Here is a 5,184-nt window from a genome sequence, read left to right on the forward strand (position 1 = left end):
GCCACGGCCTGGCCCCCGCGCATCGCTCCCCCCGACGACTGACCCCTCCCCGCGGCACCCTCGCCCTCGCGCTCGCGGTCGCCCTCGCCCTCGCGGTCGCCCTCGCGCTCGCCCTCGCGGCACCATCCGCGAGACTGCAACTGGGCGACGAGACAGCGGGCACCAAGCGCATTCTCGTCGCGGAGTTGCAGTCTCGCGGTCAATGGCCCCCGCGGGCGCGCCCTCCCACAACGGAGTCGTCCCCGTGAGCGCACGCCAGGGGGTGCGCTCACGGGGACGACTCGGAAGAGAGAGGGAAGGAGGTCAGGCGGTGGGGGGAAGACCCAGGTCCTCCTCGCGGACCGTGCCCTTGGCCGACCACGGGAAGTCGATCCAGCGATCGGTGTCCTTCCAGGCGTAGTCGGGCTGGATGATCGTCGTGGGCTTCGTGTAGATCGTGACCGAGCGCACGTCGGCGCCCTTCTCGCGCAGCAGCTCCACGGCGAGCGCGAGGGTGCGCCCGGAGTCGGCCACGTCGTCGACGAGCAGCACGCGGCGCCCGTTCAGGTAGTCCATGTCGAGCGCCGGCGGGATCACCTCAGGCGCGTCCAGCACGGTGCCGATGCCCGTGTAGAACTCGACGTTGATCGCGCCGCAGTTCTTCGCACCGAGCCCGTACGCGATGGCGCCGGCCGGCAGCAGCCCGCCGCGGGCGATCGCGACGACCACCTCGGTCTCGAAGCCCGAATCGAGGATGTCGCGGGCCAGATCCCGCATCGCCTCGCCGAAACCGTCCCAGGTGAGCACTTCGCGCTCGATCACCGCATCCGTCATGGATCCATTCTGCCGTGCGGATCCCCCTCCCCGGTACGCGGATCCTCCCTCAGTTCCGGCCGAAGTCCTCGAAGATCAGGGTCGTGCGGGTCGAGCGGACCGCGGAGATGGCCTGGATGTCCTCGAGCACGATCCGGCGGAGGTCGCGCGCATCGCTGGCCCGCACCAGCAGGATCACGTCGAAGTCCCCGCCGACGAGCGCCATGTGCTCGACCTCGGGAATCCGCTGCAGCTGCTCCTGGACCTCCTGCCAGGCCGGCTGCTCGAGTGCGAGCATGACGTACGCCGACGCGTGATGGCCGAGCAGGACCGGATCGGTGCGCACGGTGTATCCGGTGATGACGCCGGCGTCGGTCAGCCTCTTGATGCGCGCGTGGGCGCCCGCGCGCGAGATGTGCACCGTCTCGGCGATCGCCGTCATGGACACGCGCGCGTCGCGGCGCAGCTCGCCGAGGATCGCCAGGTCGATGTCATCCAGCTCCGCCATGCGTATGCCTTCCCGCTCGTGATTCGCTGACACTCTGCACCATTCTGACGCCATTGCTCTGCAATCGTCCAGATTCACCGGGATCCTGTTGGACGACTGCATTTCCGGACGCACACTGGAGGCATCACGTTCGGCAAGGAAGGCGGACCCGATGCAGCACACCATGCCTGCCGCGAGCCACGCGCACCACACGGATCCCCGCGATCTGCTCCCCCGCGATGAGCCCGTGCGGCTGATCGACGAGAGCGGATCCTCGCACGTCGACGACGGCTACCCGATGCCCGCCGACGAGCTCCTCCGGCGCGCCTACCGCGGCCTCGTCGAAGGACGCAGGATCAACGACCAGGCGAACGCCCTGGTCCGGCAGGGGCGCCTCGCCGTCTACCCCTCCTCGCACGGCCAGGAGGCCTGCCAGATCGCGGCGTCGCTCGTGCTCGGCGCACAGGACTGGCTGTTCCCGACGTACCGCGACTCGGTCTCGGTGATCGCCCGGGGCGTGTCCCCCGCCGACGCCATGGTGCTGCTGAAGGGCGACTGGCACTCCGGCTACGACCCGCACGAGCACCACGTGGCGCCGCAGACCACGCCCCTCGCGACGCAGCTGCTGCACGCGGTCGGCTTCGCCCAGGCCGCCAAGCACCGCGGCGAGGACACGGTCGTGCTCGCGATGTGCGGCGACGGATCCACGAGCGAGGGAGACTTCCACGAGGCCCTGAACTTCGCCGCGGTGTTCCACGTGCCGGTCGTCTTCTTCGTGCAGAACAACGAGTTCGCGATCTCGGTGCCGCTCTCGCGGCAGACCGCCGCCCCCTCGCTCGCGCACAAGGCGATCGGCTACGGCATGCCGGGCCGGCGCGTCGACGGGAACGACGTCGCCGCACTCCTCGCGGTGCTCGGCGAGGCCGTGGATCGCGCGCGCGCCGGAGGAGGGCCGACCCTCGTCGAGGCGCACACCTACCGGATGCAGGCGCACACGAACGCCGACGACGACACCCGCTACCGCGAGCGCGCCGAGGTGCAGGCCTGGGTCGCGAAGGATCCGCTGACCCGCCTGCGCACCCACCTCACCGCGCGAGGCCTGCTCGACGAGGCCCGCGAGCAGGAGCTCGCCGAGGGTGCCGAGACCATCGCGGCGGCCCTCCGCGACGCCCTGAACGCCGACACCGACCTCGATCCGGAAGACCTGTTCCGGTTCGTGCGCAGCACCAGGTCGCCGCAGCTGCAGGAGCAGTGGCACCAGCTGCGCGACGAGCTGGAGCGCTCCGGATCCGCTCACGAGGCATCCGCTCACGAGGCATCCGCCCACGAGGCATCCGCCCACGAAGGAGGCATCCGATGACCATCGCGCACGAGGGCGTCCGCGTGGACGCCACGCACTCCGAGGACCGCACCGCGCCGACCGTGCAGACCATGACGATGGCGGCGGCGCTCAATCGCGCCCTCGCCGACGCCATCGAGGCCTATCCCGACGTCGTCGTCTTCGGCGAGGACGTGGGCGCGCTCGGCGGCGTGTTCCGCATCACGGACGGCCTCACCGAGCGCTTCGGCGAGGACCGCTGCTTCGACACGCCGCTCGCCGAGTCCGGCATCATCGGCACCGCGGTCGGCATGGCCATGAACGGCATGCGCCCTGTGGTCGAGATGCAGTTCGACGCCTTCGCGCTGCCGGCGTTCGAGCAGGTCGTCAGCCACGTCGCGAAGATGGCCAACCGGACCCGTGGCGCGATGCCCATGCCGATGGTGATCCGCATCCCCACGGGCGGCGGCATCGGCGGCGTCGAGCACCACTGCGACTCCTCCGAGGCCTACTACGCGCACACGCCCGGCCTGACCGTGGTGTGCCCGTCGACTCCGCAGGACGCGTACTCGCTGCTGCGCGCCGCGATCGCATCGCCGGATCCGGTGATCTTCCTCGAGCCGAAGAAGCTGTACTGGACGAAGGGCGAGGTCGACACCTCGATCGCCGGCACGATCGGATCCGCCCGCATCGTCCGCGAAGGCACCGACGTGACGCTCATCTCCTACGGCTCCTCCGTGGCGACGTGCCTCGAGGCCGCGGGGATCGCGGCCGCAGAAGGGCGCAGCGTGCAGGTCATCGACGTGCGCACGCTCACCCCGATCGACGACGCCACGATCACCGCCGCCGTGCGCGGGACCGGCCGCGCCGTCGTCGTCGCCGAGGCGCCGGGCTACGCGAGCGTGGCCAGCGAGATCCAGTCCAGGGTGTTCGAGCGCTGCTTCGAATTCCTCGAGGCGCCCGTGCGGAAGGTCACCGGCTTCGACACCCCGTTCGCCCCGCCGAAGTTCGAGCACTGGTACCTGCCCGACGCCGACCGCGTGCTCGACGCGATCGACACGCTGCACTGGCTCGACGAGCACGGAGAAGAAGCATGACCACCGCGACGACCAGGATCTTCCGCCTGCCGGATCTCGGCGAGGGCCTCACCGAGGCCGGTCTCGTGCAGTGGCTGGTGAAGGTCGGCGACACCATCCGCACCGATCAGCCCATCGCCGAGGTCGAGACCGCGAAGAGCGTGGTCGAACTGCCGTCGCCGTTCGCCGGCGTCGTCCTCGCGCTGCACGGCGAGCCGGGCGAGACGATCGACGTCGGCGCCCCGGTGCTCGAGGTCGCGGATCCGGATGGCGTCCCCGCGCCGACTGCCGCGGCCGAGGGCGCCGCCGACGGCGACGTGGAGAAGGGCGACGTCGAGAAGGAGGCCTATCGCGCCGAGGAGCGCGCGGGATCCGGATCCGGCAACGTCCTGATCGGCTACGGCACGACCGAACGCGCCGGATCCGGTCGCCGGCGCGCCCGCCGCACGGCCGGCCCCGTGCACGGCGAGGGCGGTCCCGCGGGGCGGCCGAGCGCATCCCCGGTCGTCGAGCCGGCCCCGGCGCAGCCGGTGTTCGCCGAGCGAGCCGAAGGCGGGTCGAAACGCGGGGACGAGGCGCCGCAAACTCAGGCCGAGGCCGTCGGCCCGGTCGCGGTGCGCTCCCCGCTCGTCCGCCGGCTCGCGCGCGATCTCGGTGTCGACGTGCGCCGGATCGCCCCGACCGGATCCGACGGCGCGGTCACCCGGGCCGATGTGCTGCGCGCGGCGGTCGACCAGGCGGTGGACGGCATGTCGCTGCACGCGCTCGCCTCCCCGGCCGGCGCCCCCGCAGCCGCCCCTGAGGTCTCTGGCACCACCGTCGACGGCCTTGCCGTCACCTCCCGCGCGCGCATGTCGCCGCTGCGCAAGGCGGTCAGCGCCAAGCTCACCCGCAGCCGCTCCGAGATCCCCGAGGCCACGGTGTGGGTCGAAGTCGATGTCACCGAGCTCTGGAATCTCCGCGGCGCCATGGCGCCGGAAGGCGGCAGGGCCCCCTCGGTCACGGCGCTCGTGGCGCGGTTCGTGCTGATCGCGCTCGCCGAGCACCCGCTGCTGGCCTCGCGGCTCAGCGACGACGCGAGCGAGATCCTCTCGTTCGACGGCGTCAACCTCGGCGTCGCGGCCGACACCGAGCGCGGCCTCATGGTGCCGGTGATCCCGCGGGCGCACGAGCTCAGCGTCGACGAGTTCGACGCGGCGCTGCGCGAGCTCGCGGCGACCGCCCGCGCCGGATCCATGCCGCCGGAGCGGCTGCGCGGGTCGACCTTCACGCTCAACAACTACGGCGGGCTGGGCGTGGACGGATCCGCCGCGATCATCAACCACCCCGACGTCGCGATCCTCGGCATCGGCCGGATGATCGAGCGCCCCTGGGTCGTCGACGGCGCGATCGTGGCCCGGCGCATCGCCCAGCTCTCGCTGGTCTTCGATCATCGGGTCTGCGACGGCGGCTACGCCGCCTCGTTCCTGCGGCGCGTCATGGAGCTCCTGGAGCTCCCCGCCCGCGCCTTC

Annotated in this window: 6 protein-coding genes; 4 read left to right on the forward strand and 2 right to left on the reverse strand. The window is 71.7% G+C overall.

What is annotated here, in order from left to right:
* Positions 1-248, forward strand: a 248-nt coding sequence (locus tag B7X32_RS18115) for a hypothetical protein (protein WP_292722843.1), incomplete at its 5' end; no start/stop codon positions are given.
* A gap of 55 nt (positions 249-303) precedes the next feature.
* On the opposite strand, the gene B7X32_RS18120 is transcribed toward B7X32_RS18115, so the two are convergent.
* Positions 304-813 carry a phosphoribosyltransferase gene (locus B7X32_RS18120; protein ID WP_292722846.1) on the reverse strand — a complete coding sequence of 170 codons (510 nt, stop codon included), beginning with the start codon at positions 811-813 and terminating at the stop codon, positions 304-306.
* Between the two features lie 49 nt (positions 814-862).
* Positions 863-1,300 carry an Lrp/AsnC family transcriptional regulator gene (locus tag B7X32_RS18125; RefSeq protein ID WP_292722849.1) on the reverse strand — a complete coding sequence of 146 codons (438 nt, stop codon included), beginning with the start codon at positions 1,298-1,300 and terminating at the stop codon, positions 863-865.
* 151 nt (positions 1,301-1,451) lie between these two features.
* Between B7X32_RS18125 and pdhA the strand changes: the two genes are divergently transcribed.
* The 3 genes from pdhA to B7X32_RS18140 form a co-directional block, all read left to right on the forward strand.
* Positions 1,452-2,639, forward strand: coding sequence for a pyruvate dehydrogenase (acetyl-transferring) E1 component subunit alpha (gene pdhA, locus B7X32_RS18130; protein ID WP_292722851.1), 1,188 nt, complete (start codon positions 1,452-1,454; stop codon positions 2,637-2,639).
* 71 nt (positions 2,640-2,710) lie between these two features.
* Entirely contained in the window at positions 2,711-3,694 is a 984-nt protein-coding gene (locus B7X32_RS18135) for an alpha-ketoacid dehydrogenase subunit beta (protein ID WP_292722855.1), read from the forward strand.
* Positions 3,691-5,184, forward strand: a 1,494-nt coding sequence (locus B7X32_RS18140; RefSeq protein ID WP_292722853.1) for a dihydrolipoamide acetyltransferase family protein, incomplete at its 3' end; no start/stop codon positions are given. The genes B7X32_RS18135 and B7X32_RS18140, both read left to right, overlap by 4 nt.

Origin of the sequence: Microbacterium sp. 13-71-7 (genome assembly GCF_002257455.1) — a bacterium.
Classification (GTDB): domain Bacteria; phylum Actinomycetota; class Actinomycetes; order Actinomycetales; family Microbacteriaceae; genus Microbacterium.